This is a genomic window from Mesorhizobium huakuii (assembly GCF_030160235.1).
In the GTDB taxonomy this organism is placed as follows: domain Bacteria; phylum Pseudomonadota; class Alphaproteobacteria; order Rhizobiales; family Rhizobiaceae; genus Mesorhizobium; species Mesorhizobium huakuii.
This window is the reverse complement of sequence record NZ_BSNY01000009.1, coordinates 50,143-65,059: the sequence shown is the minus strand read 5'-3', so window position 1 is coordinate 65,059 and position 14,917 is coordinate 50,143. Positions and strand designations below refer to the sequence as shown.

Annotated in this window: 10 protein-coding genes; 8 read left to right on the top strand and 2 right to left on the bottom strand. The window is 64.7% G+C overall.

Annotation, left to right across the window (positions count from 1 at the left end; translation table 11 throughout):
- Positions 1-88: 88 nt before the first annotated feature.
- The 8 genes from QQK95_RS02675 to amaB all read left to right on the top strand — a co-directional run bounded on the left by QQK95_RS02675 (position 89) and on the right by amaB (position 12,541).
- Positions 89-3,448 carry a transglutaminase family protein gene (locus tag QQK95_RS02675; protein WP_284268622.1) on the top strand — a complete coding sequence of 1,120 codons (3,360 nt, stop codon included), beginning with the start codon at positions 89-91 and terminating at the stop codon, positions 3,446-3,448.
- A 6-nt stretch (positions 3,449-3,454) separates the two neighbouring features.
- Positions 3,455-5,866, top strand: a complete 2,412-nt coding sequence (locus QQK95_RS02670; protein WP_284268620.1) for a circularly permuted type 2 ATP-grasp protein — start codon at positions 3,455-3,457, stop codon at positions 5,864-5,866.
- Between the two features lie 67 nt (positions 5,867-5,933).
- On the top strand, positions 5,934-6,818 hold the full coding sequence (locus QQK95_RS02665; RefSeq protein ID WP_284268618.1) for a transglutaminase family protein: 885 nt from the start codon (positions 5,934-5,936) through the stop codon (positions 6,816-6,818).
- Between the two features lie 149 nt (positions 6,819-6,967).
- Positions 6,968-7,906 carry a glycosyltransferase family 2 protein gene (locus QQK95_RS02660; RefSeq protein WP_284268617.1) on the top strand — a complete coding sequence of 313 codons (939 nt, stop codon included), beginning with the start codon at positions 6,968-6,970 and terminating at the stop codon, positions 7,904-7,906.
- Between the two features lie 96 nt (positions 7,907-8,002).
- Positions 8,003-9,094: a DNA topoisomerase IB gene (locus QQK95_RS02655; protein WP_284268615.1), complete on the top strand. Its 1,092-nt coding sequence runs from the start codon at positions 8,003-8,005 to the stop codon at positions 9,092-9,094.
- Between the two features lie 99 nt (positions 9,095-9,193).
- Complete coding sequence (locus QQK95_RS02650; RefSeq protein ID WP_284268612.1) at positions 9,194-9,568, top strand: YciI family protein; 375 nt, start codon at positions 9,194-9,196, stop codon at positions 9,566-9,568.
- Complete coding sequence (locus QQK95_RS02645; RefSeq protein ID WP_284268610.1) at positions 9,565-10,839, top strand: RNA polymerase sigma factor; 1,275 nt, start codon at positions 9,565-9,567, stop codon at positions 10,837-10,839. Before QQK95_RS02650 ends, QQK95_RS02645 begins: the two co-directional genes overlap by 4 nt.
- A 187-nt stretch (positions 10,840-11,026) precedes the next feature.
- Positions 11,027-12,541, top strand: coding sequence for an L-piperidine-6-carboxylate dehydrogenase (gene amaB / locus QQK95_RS02640; RefSeq protein ID WP_284268608.1), 1,515 nt, complete (start codon positions 11,027-11,029; stop codon positions 12,539-12,541).
- A 242-nt stretch (positions 12,542-12,783) separates the two neighbouring features.
- Here the strand turns inward: amaB and QQK95_RS02635 are convergent, their stop codons facing one another.
- Both QQK95_RS02635 and QQK95_RS02630 read right to left on the bottom strand, forming a co-directional pair.
- Complete coding sequence (locus tag QQK95_RS02635) at positions 12,784-13,650, bottom strand: hypothetical protein (protein ID WP_284268607.1); 867 nt, start codon at positions 13,648-13,650, stop codon at positions 12,784-12,786.
- Between the two features lie 195 nt (positions 13,651-13,845).
- Positions 13,846-14,574: a hypothetical protein gene (locus QQK95_RS02630; protein WP_322791205.1), complete on the bottom strand. Its 729-nt coding sequence runs from the start codon at positions 14,572-14,574 to the stop codon at positions 13,846-13,848.
- Positions 14,575-14,917 lie beyond the last annotated feature (343 nt).

The window sequence follows — 14,917 nt, the reverse complement described above, 5'->3', positions numbered from 1 at the left end:
GTGCACCGCAACATCTGTGCTTGGAGAATGGCCAGCAGATGTGTCAGGGTTCGGCGAATTCGTTTGAAACGCCGATCCCCGGGGCCCCATGGCAATTCTGGCAGCCGTCTACCATCTGACCCATTACAAATACGACCGGCCGGTGGTTCTCGGTCCCCAGATCGTCAGGCTGCAGCCGGCGCCGCATTCCCGGACAAAGGTGTTGAGCCATTCGCTCAAGGTCGAGCCGGCGAACCATTTCGTCAATTTGCAGCAGGATCCCTACGGCAACTTCCTCGCCCGCTTCGTCTTCCCCGAGCCGGTGAGCGAACTGAAGATCGAGGTCGATCTCGTCGCCGACATGACGGTCTACAATCCGTTCGATTTCTTCGTCGAGCCGTCGGCCGAGACGTTCCCGTTCGAATATCCGGAAGAGATCAGGGATGATCTCGCCATCTACCGGACACCGGAGCCGTCGGGGCCGCTGCTTTCGGCCTTCCTGCGAACCATCGACACCAGCGCGAAAAACACCGTCAATTTTCTTGTCGACCTCAATGCGCGCCTGCAGCGCGAGATCGCCTATATCGTGCGCATGGAGACCGGCGTGTTCTCGCCGGAGGAAACGCTCGCCGCCGGCAAGGGCTCATGCCGGGATTCGAGCTGGCTGCTGGTCCAGATCCTGCGCAATCTCGGCATCGCCGCGCGTTTCGTGTCCGGCTATCTGATCCAGCTGAAGCCTGATCTCATTGCGCTGGACGGACCGGCCGGCACATCCGTCGATTTCACCGATCTGCACGCCTGGTGCGAGGTCTACCTGCCGGGCGCCGGCTGGATCGGCTTCGACCCGACCTCGGGTCTGCTCACAGGCGAGAGCCATGTGCCGCTTGCCGCAACCCCGCATTTCCGCAACGCGGTGCCGATTTCCGGCATGGCGAGCTTTGCCAATGTCGAGTTCGGCTTCGACATGCGGGTCGACCGCATCGCCGAGCATCCGCGCATCACCAAGCCATTCTCCGACGAAAGCTGGCAGGCGCTCGACGCGCTAGGCAACAAGGTCGATGCAGCACTTGGCGAAGGCGACGTTCGGCTGACGATGGGCGGCGAGCCGACCTTCGTGTCGATCGACGATTTCGAATCCGCCGAATGGAACACCGCCGCCGTCGGTCCGACCAAGCGCGAAAAGGCCGATTCGCTGATCCGCAGGCTGCGCGAGCGTTTCGCACCGGGCGGCTTTCTCCACTACGGCCAGGGCAAATGGTATCCGGGCGAAAGCCTGCCGCGCTGGACCTTCTCGCTCTACTGGCGTGCCGACGGCCAGCCGGTGTGGAGCGATCCGTCGCTGATCGCGCGGGAGAAAAGCGAAGCCAAGGTTGGTCCGCAGCAGGCCGAAAGCCTGCTCACGGCGATAGCCGGCGAGCTCGGCATCGACAAGACCATGGTCAGCGAAGCCTATGAGGATCCGGCCGAATGGCTGCTCAAGGAAGGCAAGCTGCCGGAAAATGTCGATCCGTCGAATTCGAAGCTGGAAGACCCGGAAGAGCGCAGCCGCATGGCAAGAGTGTTCGAGCGCGGGCTGACCAAGCCGTCCGGCTATGTGCTGCCGGTACAGCGCTGGAACAGCCAGGCTTCCGGACCGCGCTGGCGTTCGGAGAAATGGAAGACGCGGCGCGGGCGGCTGTTCCTGGTGCCAGGCGATTCACCGGTCGGCTATCGCTTGCCCCTGGGCACGCTGCCCTACGTGCCGCCGGCGCAGTTCCCCTATATCGTGCCGGTCGATCCCTCGCTGCCGCGCGGCCCATTGCCCCCGCGCGAGGCGATCCTGCCCACTGCGGCACCGGCCGAGCTCGAAGGCGCCGACGAGATGGCGCGTCGCCAGCAGGCGGCGTCGTTCACCGCGGCGACCGGCCAGCAGGATCGGGTCGAACAGGAGATCACCGAGATCGGCGGCGCGGTGCGCACCGCACTCTCCGTCGAGCCGCGCGACGGCCGGCTGTGCGTGTTCATGCCGCCGGTCGAGGCGCTGGAGGATTATCTCGAACTGGTCGCCGCCGCCGAGAATGCGGCGCGTGCCATCGGCCTGCCCGTGCATATCGAGGGCTACGGGCCGCCGCACGATCCGCGCCTCAACGTCATCCGTGTCGCGCCCGATCCCGGCGTCATCGAGGTCAACATCCACCCGGCTTCCAACTGGCAGGATTGCGTGGCAACGACCACGGCGATCTATGAGGAGGCGCGGCTGACGCGGCTTGGCGCCGACAAGTTCATGATCGACGGCCGCCACACCGGCACGGGCGGCGGCAACCATGTCGTGGTCGGCGGTGCTACGCCCAATGACAGTCCGTTCCTGCGCCGGCCCGATCTGTTGAAGAGCCTGGTGCTGCAATGGCAGCGGCATCCCTCGCTGTCCTACCTGTTCTCCGGCCTGTTCATCGGCCCGACCAGCCAGGCGCCGCGCTTCGACGAGGCGCGCCACGATTCGCTCTACGAACTCGAGATCGCCATGGCGCAGGTGCCGCATCCGGACCAGGGCGCGGCACCCCTGCCGTGGCTGGTCGACCGGCTGTTCCGCAACCTGTTGACCGATGTCACCGGCAACACGCACCGCTCGGAAATCTGCATCGACAAGCTGTTCTCGCCGGACGGGCCGACCGGCCGGCTGGGGCTGGTCGAGTTCCGCGGCTTCGAGATGCCGCCCAATGCGCGCATGAGCCTGGCGCAGCAATTGCTTGTCAGGGCGATCATCGCCCGCGCGTGGAAGAGCCCGCTCGACGGCCGCTTCGTACGCTGGGGCACTTCGCTGCACGACCGTTTCATGCTGCCGCATCATGTCTGGGCGGACTTTCTCGATGTGCTCGACGATATCAAGCTCAACGGCTTCGAATTCCGTCCCGAATGGTTCGACGCCCAGCTCGAATTCCGTTTCCCGTTCTGCGGCGAGGTCCAGCATGCCGGCATCAAGCTGGAACTGCGTCAGGCGCTGGAACCATGGCATGTCATGGGCGAGCAGGGCGCAATCGGCGGAACCGTGCGCTTCGTCGATTCCTCGGTCGAGCGGCTGCAGGTCAAGACCGAAGGCCTCAACCCGGAACGCCATGCCATCGTCTGCAACGGCCGCATCGTGCCAATGAAGGTGACCGATAACCGTGAAGTCGCGGTGGCCGGCGTGCGCTTCAAGGCCTGGCAGCCGGCTTCGGGCCTGCATCCGGCGCTGCCGGTCAACACGCCGCTGGTGTTCGACATCTATGACCGCTGGTCGGGAAGGGCGATCGGCGGCTGCGTCTACCATGTCGCTCATCCCGGCGGCCGCAATTACGACACCTTCCCGGTCAACGGCAATGAGGCGGAAGCGCGGCGGCTCGCCCGCTTCGAACCGCGCGGCCATACACCATCGGCCTATGTGCCGCGCGAGGAACAACCGGCGGAAGATTTCCCGATGACCCTTGACCTCAGGCGGCCGGCAAGACTCTGATCAGCGATGGCAAAGGGGAATCACAAGAGGGTACGCGGCAAGCCGCAGATCCACAGCCTGCTGGAGCACTACCAGCCGATCGACGGTGTGGTCGACGAGATGGTCGACGCCGCAGGCAATCCTCGTCCGGTGTGGAAGCATTTCATCGAGGCGCTCGACGATCTCGGTGCCGAGAAGCTCGGCCAGCGCTTTGCCCGCGCCGACCAGTATCTGCGCGACGCCGGTGTCTACTACCGTGTCTACGACAAGGCCGGCGCCAATGAACGCGAATGGCCGCTGGCGCATGTGCCGCTGCTCATCGAAGACGCCGAATGGGCCGCGATCAGCGCTGGGCTCGTGCAACGCGCCGAGCTGTTCGAGGAAACCATCGCCGATATTTATGGGCGCAACCGGCTGATCGAAAAAGGCATCCTGCCGGCGGGATTGATCGCCGCCAGCCCCGAATATTTGCGGCCTGTCGTGGGCACCACGCCGGCCGGCGGCCATTACCTGCATTTCTGTGCCTTCGAGCTCGGCCGTGGGCCTAACGGCCAGTGGTGGGTGCTGGGCGACCGCACACAGGCGCCGTCGGGCGCCGGCTTTGCCCTGGAGAACCGCGTCGCCACCACGCGGGCGCTGTCCGACATCTATGGCGAGATGCATGTGCATCGCCTGGCCGGCTTCTTCCGCCGTTTCCGCGATGCGCTGATCGGCATGGCCAGGGAAAGCGACGGCCGCGTTGCTATTCTGACGCCGGGGCCGCTCAACGAAACCTACTACGAACACGCCTATATCGCCCGCTATCTCGGTATCATGCTGCTGGAAGGCGAGGACCTGACCGTTTCCGGCGGCAGGCTGATGGTGCGCACCGTCTCCGGCCTGATGCCGATCAGCGTGCTGTGGCGGCGTCTCGACGCGGCTTTTGCCGATCCGCTCGAATTGCGCTCGGATTCGCAGATCGGCACGCCGGGGCTGGTGGAAGCGATCCGCCGGGGCGCGGTTGCCACCGTCAATGCGCTGGGCTCAGGGCTGATGGAAACGCGGGCGCTGCTCGCCTTCCTGCCCAAGATCGCGCGCGAATTGCGCGGCGAGGAGCTGCTTTTGCCGAGCGTCGCGACATGGTGGTGCGGGCAAGCGACCGAACGCGCCCATGTGCTTGCCAATATCGACCGCATGGTGGTCGGCCCGGCGCTGTCGACGAGACTTGCCTTCGAGGATGATGGCCAGACCACGCTCGGCTCGACGCTGTCGGCCGGCGAGCGGGCCGAACTGGTGGCGCGCATCGAACGCGATGGCGGCGCCTTCGTCGGCCAGGAGGCGGTGACGCTGTCGACGACACCGGTCTTTGTCGGCGGCTGGCTGGAGCCGCGGCCGGCGAGCCTGCGCGTCTACCTGGCGCGCACGCCCGATGGCTGGACGGTGATGCCGGGCGGGTTCGCCCGTGTCGGCCTGTCGCTCGACCCGACGGCGATCGCCATGCAGCGCGGCGGCCAGGCGGCGGACGTCTGGGTGGTCAGCGACAGGCCCGTCGAGCGCGAGACGCTGCTGCCGCAGGAGGGTGACAGCTTCACGCGTACCAGGCCTGGCAGCCTGCCGAGCCGCGCGGCCGAGAACCTGACCTGGCTCGGCCGCTATATCGAGCGCTCGGAAGACACGGTGCGCATCCTGCGCGCCTACCATGTGCGGCTGGCCGAGACATCCGATCCGGACATGCCGCTGCTGGCCGACATCAGGGACTATCTCGAACCGTTCGGCATCGACGTCGAGACGGCGATCCCGTCGGGGCTGATCGGCACGCTCGACAGCGCGGTCTACAGCGCGGGCCAGATCCGCGACCGGTTTTCCCCCGATGGCTGGCTGGCACTCAAGGACCTGTCGAAGACCATCCACCAGTTCGCGACGACGGTGGCGCCGGGCGATGACGCGACGCGGGCCATGACCGTGATCCTGCGCAAGCTCGCCGGTTTCTCCGGCCTGCTGCATGAGAACATGTACCGCTTCGCCGGCTGGCGGTTCCTCGAGATCGGCCGGCGGCTTGAGCGCGGCATCCAGATCGCCCGTACGCTGTCCCGGCTGACCAACCCCAAGGCGCCGGACGGCGCGCTCGACATGATGCTGGAGATCGGCGACAGCGTCATGACCCATCGCCGGCAATATCCGGTGCAGGCCGGCCGGCGCACGGTAATCGATCTTCTGGCGCTCGACCCGCTCAATCCGCGCTCGATCCTGTTCCAGCTGGAAAGGCTGAAGGCCGAGATCGGCCTGTTGCCATCGGTCGGCGGCGAGGGGCACATGTCGCCAGCGGCCAAGGAGATCCTGCAGCTCAACACGGCCATCGCCATCAAGGAGCCTTCGGACATGACGGCAAAGGCGCTGGACGAACTCGCTTATGAAATCGGCGGTCTCTACAACAGCCTCGCCAAGGCCTATTTCGGCTAAGCAGGTTCTGCAAAAGTGTCTCACGGTTTTGCGGCAGGAACCTGCGGCAAAACAAGAAAAGTAGCTCATGCTTTACGACATCAGGCTTCATCTCCATTACGATTATGCAGCGGCGGCGGGCGGCGGCCGCCACCAGATCCGCGTGCTGCCATCGACGATATCAGGCGTGCAGCGCGTCATTGCGGCGTCGCTGTCCTTTGCCCCGGCACCCAACGAGCGGTCGGATTTCTCGGATTTCTTCGGCAACAACGTCACCTCGATCGCTTTTCGCGACGCGCATGACGCGCTCGACATCAGGATGAGTGCACGCGTTTCGGTGTCGCGGCCCGAGCCCGGGCTCGACGTGTCGCCCGATATCGGGCGGCTGCGGCAGGAACTGGCCGCGGTGCGGTCGTTGGCGTCTGCCTCGCCGCACCATTTTCTGGCGGGAAGCGCCCACTCCGGTATCGATGCGGCGATCACCACCTACGCGAAGGACAGTGTCGGCACCTCGGCCGCCGGCACGGCAATGGATCTGTGCAACCGCATCCATCGCGATTTCACCTATGACGGCGAGGCGACCACGGTGCGGACCCGGGCAAGCGATGCCTTCCGGCTGAAGCGCGGCGTCTGCCAGGATTTTTCACACATCATGATCGCGGGCTTGCGCGGGCTCGGCATTCCGGCCGGCTATGTCAGCGGCTTCCTGCGTACCATACCGCCCAAGGGCAAGCCCAGGCTGGAAGGCGCTGACGCCATGCATGCCTGGGTCAAGGTCTGGTGCGGGCGGGACGCCGGCTGGCAGGAGTTCGACCCGACCAACGGCATGCGCGCCAGCAACGACCATATCACCGTCGGCTACGGCCGCGACTATTCCGACGTCGCGCCGATCGTCGGCGTGCTGAAGACCACTGGCGGACAGGTCGGCGAGCAGGCCGTCGACGTCATTCCGGTAGTGCTCGAGAAGGTATGAAAAGCGGGTTGATAAAGCGCGAGGCGTTCCGCTATTGCAATTGTGGGTGGACGAAGCGACTTCTCAAACATCGAAGGGGCCGCTAATCTCCGTCCGTTTCGAGGGACAGCCATTATACTGCCAATGGGCGCGGGCGCGGGGTATTGTAGTTGAAAGCGGTCAGCGTCGTCATTCCTGCCCACAATGCTGCGGCTACTATCGCGACGACGCTGGCGTCACTCGCCGGTGAGGCCGAGGTGATCGGCGAAGTCCTGCTGGTCGACGATGCATCGATCGATAACACGGCTGATGTCGCACGGCAGGCAGCGGCGCAATTGGCTTTGCCGCTGCGCGTGCTGCCGGCCGAATGCCGCGACGCCGGCGCCGCCCGCAACGTGGCGCTGGCGCAAGTGCTCCATCCCTGGGTGTACCTGATCGATGCCGACGATTTGCATCTTCAGGGCGGATTGCGCGCGCTGTTGCGGCAGGCGGAGAACCAGCCGAAAGCCGGCATGATCGTTGGCGCCTACCGGCGGCGGGTGAACGGCCAGGATCGGCAGATCAAGATTCCGAACGGCTATCAGGCCGCGTGCCTGGCAAATGCATCGGCCTATGTGAAAGGCGATATACGTTCCGTCGCGGTGGGCAGCGTGCTGGCGTCCCGGCAACTGATTGGCGATACACGGTTCCCGGTGGGCCTTGCCTATGACGAGGACACGCTGTTCTGGGCGCGGCTGATGAGCAAGGCTTCGCTGGCCATGACGCCGCAACCCGTCATGGTCTATGAGGTTTCGCCGGCCCGTTCCGACGACCGCTTTGCAATCAACCCGGTGCGGCGCTTCCTGGAGTGGCGCCGGGAATTGCGCACGCTCACCAATTGCGGCATCCCGGTCTCGGCGCTCAAGACCAGGGAGGGGCTTGTCGCCCTCAAGATCGCCCGCGTCCACTATGCGCGCGGCGACCTGGACATCGCCGAGCGCTTCCTGGCAGTGGCCGCGGCCGCGCCAAAGCGGCGGTCAGAAGCCTGGCGCTGTCTGCGCTATAGGCTCAAGCTCGCGGTGCGACGGCGGCTGTCGGCGCCGCGGGTCGAATTGCAGGGCGTGTTGTAGTCGCAAGGTTCGCTTGCCGCGACAGCCGACTTTCGCGCGGGCGTGGAACCAGCCGTCGGTCAACAGCTTATCTACGCATATTTGCGTGGAGCTTGCATGCTGCAGAGACCCGGATTGCCGCACGGCCGGCCAACCGACGACGACGTTGCGCCGAAGAATGGGGCGCAAAGCTCGGCCAAGCACACCGCGCTGACTTATGTCAGCGATGCCGAGCCCGGTATCCGCCGGCTGAAGACCGGCAAGGGATTTTCGTACAAGGGACCGGACGGGAAAGCGGTCTCGGACGCCGCCAGGGCGCGTATCGAGGCGATCGTCATTCCGCCGGCCTGGACGGATGTCTGGATCTCGCCTGATGCCGATGGGCACATCCAGGCGACCGGCAGGGATCAGCGGGGGCGCAAGCAGTATCGCTATCATCCGCAATGGGCCGAAGAACGCGACGGTGTCAAATATTCGAGCCTCGTTGCCTTCGCCGAAAGCCTGGCCAAGCTGAGGCGCACGATAGACGGCGATTTGCGCCGCCACGGACTGCCGTTCGAACGCGTCGTCGCCGCGGTCGTCTGGCTGCTCGACAACACGATGATCCGCGTCGGCAATGCCGCCTATGCGCGTGACAACAAGAGCTTCGGCCTGACGACGTTGCGCGACCGCCATGTCGACATCAGGGGATCGAGCCTGCGCTTTGCCTTCAAGGGCAAGTCCGGCAAGGAATGGAAACTGAAGCTGGTCGATCGCCGTATCGCCCGTATCGTGCGGGGGGCGCAGGACCTGCCGGGCCAGAAGCTGTTCCAGTATCTCGACGAGGACGGCAGCCGACGCCCGGTCCACTCCGACGACGTCAACCGCTACATCAGGGGCGCCGCCGGCGATGCGTTCAGTTCGAAGCACTTCCGCACCTGGGGCGGCACCATCCACGCCGCGTCGCTGTTTGCACAGACGGAGCTGCCCGAAGCCCAAGCCCAGCAAAGGCGGGTGATGAACAGCGTCATCGACACGGTGGCCGAGCGGCTGGGCAACACACGCGCCGTCTGCCGCAAATGCTATATTCATCCGCAGGTTTTCGAAGCATGGTCGCAGGGGCGGCTGCTGGCCGAAATGGCGGAAGCCAACAAGCGCAAGCGGCCCATCGAGGGTCTCGATGACGAGGAAGCGCTCGTGCTGAGATGGTTGAAGACGCACGAACGGTGACCGGCGGCAATTGACGGTCGCTCTATCCGTCTTTTTTTATCGACGTCGTGTCGGGATCGGTCATACTGTTTCGTCCTTTGATACAGAAAAGGACCACCCATGCTCTACGCCATACTCTGCTATGCCTCCGAAGACGTCGTCAGCTCCTGGAGCAAGGCGCAGGATGACGAAGTCATGGCCAATCTCCTCAACGTTCAGGACAAGTACGCCAAGGCCGGCCGGCTTGGCCCGGTGGCGCGGCTTTTGCCGACGACGGCGGCGACGACGCTGAGGAAAGTGAAAGGCGAATCGGTCGTCATCGACGGGCCGTTCGCCGAGACCAAGGAGCAGTTCCTCGGCTTCTACACGCTCGAATGCGCCGATCTCGACGAGGCCGTCGAATTCGCCCGTGAGCTCTCCGAGGTCAACCCGAGCGGCGGATCCTATGAGATCCGGCCGGTCTCGGTGTTCAATCCCACCGGGGTTGCCCTATGACCGAACTTGCCTGGATCAGCTCCGCGATCAGCGCCGCCCGCCCGCAGGCAATGGGCGCGCTGCTGCGCTATTTCCGCGATCTCGATACGGCGGAGGAAGCTTTCCAGGATGCCTGTCTCAGGGCGTTGAAGAACTGGCCGCAGAACGGGCCGCCGCGCGACCCGGCGGCCTGGCTGATCTTCGTCGGCCGCAACAGCGGCATCGACGCGGTGCGCAAGCGCGCCAAGCAGGCGCCGATGCCGGAAGAGGACCAGATCTCCGATCTGGAGGATGCCGAGAGCGACATCGCCGAGCGGCTGGATGGCGCGCACTATCGCGACGACATATTGCGGCTGCTCTTCATCTGCTGTCATCCGGACCTCCCGGCAACGCAGCAGATCGCGGTCGCGCTGCGCATCGTCTCCGGTCTCACGGTCAAGCAGATCGCGCGCGCCTTCCTGGTCGGCGAGAGCGCCATGGAGCAGCGCATCACCCGAGCCAAGGCGCGCATCGCCGACGCCGGCGTGCCGTTCGAGACGCCGGGCGCGGTCGAACGCTCCGAGCGGCTCGCCGCGGTGGCGGCGATGGTCTACCTGATCTTCAACGAAGGCTATTCGACCAACAGCGGCGAGGCGCCGGCCCGCGCACCGCTGTGCGAGGAGGCGATCCGGCTCGCCCGGCTGTTGCTGCGGCTGTTCCAGACCGAGCCGGAGATCATGGGGCTGACGGCGCTGCTTTTGCTGCAGCATGCGCGGGCGCCTGCCCGTTTCGACGCAGACGGCGAGATCGTGCTGCTCGAGGACCAGGATCGCGGCCTGTGGAGCCGCAAAATGATCGACGAGGGACTGGCGCTGGTCGACAAGGCGTTGCGCCATCGCAAGCCGGGTCCCTATCAGGTGCAGGCGGCAATCGCCGCTTTGCATGCCCGGGCAGAGAAGGCCGAGGACACCGACTGGGTTGAGATCGACCTGCTCTACGGCCTGCTCGAACAGATGCAGCCGTCGCCCGTCATCACGCTCAACCGCGCGGTGGCGGTTTCCAAGATACGCGGCCCCGAAGCCGCCCTTGCCATGATCGAGCCGCTGGAAGAGAGGCTTTCCGGCTATTTTCACTTCTTCGGCCTCAAGGGCGGGCTGCTGATGCAACTCGACCGGGGCGAGGAGGCACGCGTCGCCTTCGACCGCGCCATCGCGCTGGCCAATACGGCGGCGGAAGCGGCCCATATCCGCATGCATATCGACCGTTTGATGAAGGACGGCGCCGTGCGTGTGCCGGCGAAAAAGGCCAACTGAGCCGCGTTTGCCCATCTGGCTCAATCGTGTCACCAGGGCTTAGACCATGCCGGGGTGGCGATTTTCCCTTGAAACGAGTAAGGCCACGCCATGACTGTGCCTGAAGTGCCATTTCGGCATGCGGGCGAATGGCGCGAGGCTTTGACCCGACGCCATATGATGACGACGGGATCTGAAAGGGACAAAAATGACCATAGCGAAGGAAACGGCCGAGCTTCTGGCCAAACTGGGTGTGGCCAAGGACGCGCTTGTCGGCGGCGACCTGATCGTGCACAGCCCGGTGACGGGCGAACAGATCGCGGCGCTGAAGACCATCTCGCCGGCCGATGCGGCCAAGACGATTGATGCCGCGCACAAGGCATTCCAGTCCTGGCGGCTGGTGCCCGGCCCGAAGCGCGGCGAACTGGTGCGGCTGCTCGGCGAGGAATTGCGTGCGCACAAGGCCGAGCTTGGCCGGCTGGTCTCGATCGAGGTCGGCAAGATCCCGTCCGAGGGGCTCGGCGAAGTGCAGGAGATGATCGACATCTGCGATTTCGCCGTCGGTCTGTCCCGGCAATTGTATGGCCTGACCATCGCCACCGAGCGTCCGGGCCATCGCATGATGGAAACCTGGCATCCGCTCGGCGTGGTCGGCGTCATTTCCGCTTTCAACTTCCCGGTCGCGGTGTGGTCGTGGAATGCGGCACTGGCGCTGGTCTGCGGCGACGCTGTGGTGTGGAAGCCGTCGGAGAAGACACCGCTGACGGCGCTTGCCTGCGAGGCGATCCTTGCACGCGCGGTCAAGCGTTTCGGCACTGATGCGCCGCAGGGTCTGGCGCCGGTGCTGATCGGCGACCGCGCCGTCGGCGAAATCCTGGTCGACCATCCCAAGGTGCCGCTGGTTTCGGCCACCGGCTCGACCCGCATGGGCCGCGACGTCGGCCCGCGCCTGGCCAAGCGCTTTGCGCGTGCCGTGCTGGAGCTCGGCGGCAACAATGCCGGGATCGTCTGCCCGACCGCCGATCTCGACATGGCGCTGCGCGCCATCGCCTTCGGCGCCATGGGCACCGCCGGCCAGCGCTGCACGACGCTGCGGCGCCTGTTCGTGCATGAGAGCGTCTACGATGCCTTGGTGCCGCGCCTGAAGAAGGCCTATCAGAGCGTGTCGGTCGGCAATCCGCTGGAGACCTCGTCGCTGGTCGGGCCGCTGATCGACAAGGCCGCGTTCGACGCCATGCAGAACGCGTTGAAGGAAGCCACCGCCCATGGCGGCAAGGTGACCGGCGGTACGCGGGTCGAGAACGGCCACCCGGATGCCTATTATGTGCATCCGGCCCTGGTCGAGATGCCGAAACAGGTCTCGCCGGTAACGGAAGAGACCTTTGCACCGATCCTCTATGTGATGAAATATTCCGATTTCGACGCCGTGCTCGACGAACACAATGCGGTGGGTGCGGGCCTGTCTTCGTCGATCTTCACCCGCGACCTTCAGGAATCCGAGCGATTCCTGGGCGTCGACGGTTCGGACTGCGGCATCGCCAACGTCAATATCGGCACTTCGGGCGCCGAGATCGGCGGTGCTTTCGGCGGCGAAAAGGAAACCGGCGGCGGCCGCGAGAGCGGCTCCGATGCGTGGAAGGCCTATATGCGCCGCGCCACCAACACGGTGAACTATTCGAAGGCGCTGCCGCTGGCCCAGGGCGTCTCGTTCGACATCGACTGAGAACGCCGGGGTCTGCCCAAGGTCAGCGTCGGTGATTCTCGGCGAGCATCAATCGACGCAGGTGGAGGGCGTACATGCCGCTGTAATGCTGGACAGCTTCTGACGCTTGTCCAGCGTCGGCCTTTCGTAGCGTCTTTTCATGCGGGGTCCTCTCCAATCATGGCGCCGCGCGCAGAGCGGCAATTGGAGTGCTAGCGGGCTCGACGGATTCGTGCATCCCCCGCGTGGGGATGCCGTACCGGTCAGCGGCCAGCCGCCGGACCAAAGGCTTCGGCGAAGGCGGCATCGATGATAGCCAGCTTCACCGCCTGGGCGCTCATGTATTCCTGACAGAAGTCGCGCGACACCCACATCACCGAATGACCGCGCTGGCCGAGCCAGCCGACGCTGCCGAGGTCCTCGGCGGCGCGCAGCTTGCGTGCAAGGTGCGTTCGCGACAATTTCAGCCACTCGGCGAAATCGCCGATCGAGACGATGCCGGTCGGGATCCGATCGAGGCCGGTATGGTCGGGATCCACGCCCGAGAACAGCCAATCCATGACGACGCCGCCATTGTTGAGCCAGGTGAACAGGGAAAAAGTCTGCTTGGGCTCGCGCACCGGGTTGGAGGAGAGCAAGCCATCGGCAATCCGTGGCTGCACCATGGCCAGTGCGTCCGGCCGGGCCAGGTACAGGGCCAGCCGGTTCGCACCGTCGAGGCTGTCCAGCGTGTGCAGATGCGCCATCAGCCAGCCTATGACCGGCCCCAGCGAAGCCGGCGCCGGCTGCAGGGGGCGGATACGGCCGTCCTGCGTCGCGGGCAAATACTCGATGAAACCGTAGTGCAGCATCTCCTTGATGAAGGCGTCGGCGGTGTTGCGGCTGGCCACGGAATTCTGGCGGATCACATCGATGAAACGCGCCGTCGTCAGCTCCTTGCGATAGTCGCCGGGCTCCCGCCGGAAATGCAGGGCAAGGCCGATATGGGCCATCAGCCAGCGTTGCTGGGTGGCGAACACCGAGGAAAGCCGCGGGTTCGTTTCATAGATCTGGTTCATCGCCTGCGCCTGGGCGCGGACACAACGATGCAATGCCGGATGACCGGCAATCTCTTCCGACGTTAGCGTCATTCTCCCCCGCTGCGATAAGCCCCCTTGTCGCGACGCAAATGTACACTTTCAGCCTTCGGGGCTCGTGTCCAGACACTGGCCATCAATAGTGGGTGAGTGCGTGCGGTGGCACAGTCAAGGACGCAGCTTCATTGCCGCGAGGAAGCGTAAATCGGTAATCTCTTCTTGTCCGACCTAATTTGCGCGGGGCGCGGCTCAGTCATCGCCTTGCGACCGCGGAAAACAAGCTTTGAAGGCGTTGTCGACGACAGCCAGCTTGGCGGCCTGCACGGTCATGTATTCCTCGTAGAATCTGTGCGACACCCACATCACCGAATGGCCTCGCTGGCCGAGCCAGCCAATGCTGCCGAGTTCCTCGGCGGTGCGCAGTTTGCGGCCAAGATGGGTCCGCGACAGTTTGAGCCATTTGGCGAAATCGCCGATCGAAACCACGCTGGTCGGAATCCGTTCCAGGCCGGCATGGTCGGGATCGATGCCGGACATCAGCCAATCCATGACGATGCCGCCATTGTTGAGCCAGATGAACAGGGAAAAGGTCTGGTTGGGTTCGCGCACCGGCTTTGAGGCCAGCAGGCCGTCAGCGATCAGCGGCTGCAGCGTGGCAAGCATGTCCGGCCGATCCAGATATCGGCCCAGCCGGTCGCCGCCATCGATATGGTCAAGTGTGCGCAGATGGGCGGTCACCCAGCCGGTGAATCGCTCGATGGTGGCCGCCGTCGGTTGCAGGGGATGCGTGCGGCCGTCGCCGCCGGCCACATACTCGGCGATGTTGTAGTGCAGCATCTCCTTGATGAAAGCATCCGCCGTGTTGCGGCTGGCCACGGCGTTCTTGTGCACGACCTCGATGAAACGCGATACGGTCAGCTCCTTGCGGCGGTCGTTCGGGTCGCGCCGGAAATGCATGGCAAGGCCGACATGGGCCATCAGCCAGCGCTGCTGCGTGGCAAAGATGGAAGCCAGTCGCGGGGTTTCCTCATAGATTCGGATCAGGGACTGCGACTGTTCCTGTACGTAGCGGTGCAAGGCCGGATGGGCCGCTATGTCTTCCAGATTCAGCGCGGATCTCCTGATCTCTTGAATCAACTCGGGCAGCAAAGTTGCGTTCCTTTTTTCAGCCTTCAACACTTGTGTCCAGACGTACCAGCTGCGGAGAACAAGGCCAGCCGAGGCTCGGATCGACAGTGACGGGTTCGTGGTTCAGTCCGCTAACTGATTGCTATGGCTTGGAAAACCCCTCCCAATAATAGTCAGCCGAACGGCCGCCCGT